At 69.8% G+C, this 1790-nt stretch carries 2 protein-coding genes and 1 pseudogene; all 3 read left to right on the top strand.

The window, feature by feature from the left end; translation table 11 throughout:
* Positions 1-375, top strand: a 375-nt coding sequence (locus tag AOK08_RS41940; RefSeq protein WP_055535831.1) for a DUF3151 domain-containing protein, incomplete at its 5' end; no start/stop codon positions are given.
* 175 nt (positions 376-550) lie between these two features.
* Complete coding sequence (locus AOK08_RS41935; RefSeq protein WP_055535829.1) at positions 551-1396, top strand: tryptophan 2,3-dioxygenase family protein; 846 nt, start codon at positions 551-553, stop codon at positions 1394-1396.
* A pseudogene (locus tag AOK08_RS41930) lies at positions 1389-1790 on the top strand (kynureninase); the annotation flags it as partial. The gene AOK08_RS41935 and the pseudogene AOK08_RS41930, both read left to right, overlap by 8 nt.

The raw sequence follows: 1790 nt of genomic DNA, 5'->3' as shown, positions 1-1790 counted from the left end.
CACCTCCCCGACTACCCCGAGCCCCGCGAACTCCTCGCGAACGGCACCGCACCCGCCGACGTCGCCGCGAAGTACCCCACCTCCTCCCTCGCCTGGGCCCAGCTCGCCGACGACGCCTTCGAGCGCGGCAGCGTCGTGGAGTCGTACGCCTACGCCCGTACCGGATACCACCGCGGACTGGACTCCCTGCGCCGCGCCGGGTGGAAGGGCCACGGACCCGTGCCGTGGGAGCACGAGCCGAACCGTGGCTTCCTGCGGGCCCTGTACGCCCTCGCCCGTGCCGCCGGTTCGATCGGCGAGCAGGAGGAGTACGAGCGCTGCACCCAGTTCCTGAAGGACTCCTCGGACACGGCGGCCCAGACGCTCGGCCAGTAACCCCGTAACCCCGTAACCCTGCGTCCCGCGTCCGTACCGTGAGACCCGCCTGTCTGTGACCAGGCGGGTCTTGCGGGATTGGGGGACGATTGTGTTGAATGCCCCGGGGACCGGGGCCCCCGTGTCGGAATTCGGCAGGGGCGGACCGCTACCCGGAGTACAACAGGAGACAGCGATGTCCCTCCAGGCTCAGCCCACCGAGGCTTCGGAGCCCGAGACCCCGCATCTCGACTTCGCCGGCACCACCCCTTACGAGGACTACGTCCAGGCCGACGTCCTCACCCACCTCCAGCACACCCTCTCCGACGACCCCGGAGAGATGGTCTTCCTGGTGACGACCCAGGTCATGGAGCTGTGGTTCACGGTCATCGTGCACGAGTGGGAGACCGCCGCGAACGCGCTTCGCGGAGATGACGTGCCCACCGCCGTCGCCGCGCTCAAGCGGTCCGTGCGTGAGCTGGACGCGCTCAACGCCTCGTGGCGCCCCCTCGCCCAGCTCACCCCGGCCCAGTTCAACTCGTACCGTGCCGCCCTCGGTGAGGGTTCCGGGTTCCAGTCCGCGATGTACCGGCGGATGGAGTTCCTGCTCGGCGAGAAGTCCGCGTCGATGCTCGTGCCCCATCGGGGCGCACCGCGTGTGCACGCCGAGCTGGAGAAGGCGCTGCACGAACCGAGCCTGTACGACGAGGTGTTGCGGCTGCTCGCGCGGCGCGGTTACGCCGTACCGGACGCCGTCCTGACCCGGGACGTGTCCCAGCGGTACGAGCCCTCCGCCGAGGTCGAGGCCGCCTGGACCGCGCTCTACTCCGGTGATCCGGAGGACGAACTCGCCCGTCTCGGCGAGGCGTTGACGAACGTCGCCGAGCTGGTGTGGCGTTGGCGCAATGATCACCTGGTGGCCACTCGGCGGGCCATGGGGGCCAAGACCGGTACCGGTGGCTCCGCCGGGGTCGCCTGGCTGGAGAAGCGGGCCCAGAAGAACGTGTTCCCCGAGCTGTGGACGGCCAGGTCCTATGTCTGAGCTGCTGCCTTCGAAGACGGAGATCGCCGCGCGGCTCGACTCGCGCGATGAACTGGCCAAGGTGCGCGAGCGGTTCGTGCTCGACTTCGGCGTCACCTACCTGGACGGGAACTCGCTCGGCGCGCTTCCCGCCGCCGTTCCCGCCCGGCTCGACGACGTCGTGCGCCGGGAGTGGGGCGAGCTGCGCATCCGGTCCTGGGACGAGAGCGGATGGTGGACCGCGCCCGAGCGGATCGGTGACCGTATCGCTCCGCTGGTGGGGGCGGGTGCCGGGCAGATCGTGGTCGGTGACTCCACAAGTGTCAATGTCTTCAAGGCACTTGTGGGCGCTGTGCGGCTGGCCGGGGGCGGGGAAGGGAGTGGGCGGGACGAGATTCTTTGCGACGTCACCACC

Origin of the sequence: Streptomyces graminilatus (assembly GCF_001418565.1) — a bacterium.
GTDB lineage: Bacteria > Actinomycetota > Actinomycetes > Streptomycetales > Streptomycetaceae > Streptomyces > Streptomyces graminilatus.
This window is presented reverse-complemented; position numbering and strand designations above follow the sequence as displayed.

Bases quoted from the DNA above. Each gene is read 5' to 3' on its own strand.
- AOK08_RS41935 (WP_055535829.1), top strand. From the start codon at position 551: ATGTCCCTCCAGGCTCAGCCCACCGAGGCTTCGGAGCCCGAGACCCCG.